Origin of the sequence: Halorubrum saccharovorum DSM 1137, from assembly GCF_000337915.1 — an archaeon.
GTDB classification, from domain to species: Archaea; Halobacteriota; Halobacteria; order Halobacteriales; family Haloferacaceae; genus Halorubrum; species Halorubrum saccharovorum.
Genome location: NZ_AOJE01000039.1, coordinates 1 through 480, shown reverse-complemented (window position 1 = coordinate 480; position 480 = coordinate 1). Strand labels below are relative to the sequence as shown.

General features: G+C 55.5%; 1 rRNA gene. It reads right to left on the bottom strand.

What is annotated here, in order from left to right:
• Positions 1-480 (bottom strand): 23S ribosomal RNA (locus C471_RS17845); the annotation flags it as partial.

Genomic DNA, 480 nt, shown 5'->3' with positions numbered 1-480 from the left:
CCCTGCGCCTTCCCCGGTTCACGGGTTAGACTCGCCAATCAAGTGCACTCCCTGGGTCGTTTTTCAAAACGCACGACACGACGCCGGCTCGTCTCTCTTCCTACTAGAGGATCGCTCCTCGGTCGTTTCAAGAGACGCCTTGTACGCCCTGTCGCTCGATCGCCAACTGATTTCAGGCCCTATTGCACCGCCCTTCTCGGGGTGCTTTTCAGCGTTCGCTCACGNCTCGAGGAGTGTTTAGCCTTCTCAGGGGATGCCTGAGTTGTTCACAGAGGATATCCGACCCCTGCTACTCTGGTATTGACGCCAACGGTACTTCTTCATTCTACGGGGTTGTCACCCTGTTTCACGCTCCGTTCCAGGAGACTTCGAATGAGAGTTCGCGTTTTGGTTGTCAACCCGAACACCACATTGGTCCGAAGACCTTCGGTTTGGGCTGTGTCGCTTTTACTCGCGGTTACTCACGACATCGCTATTGCG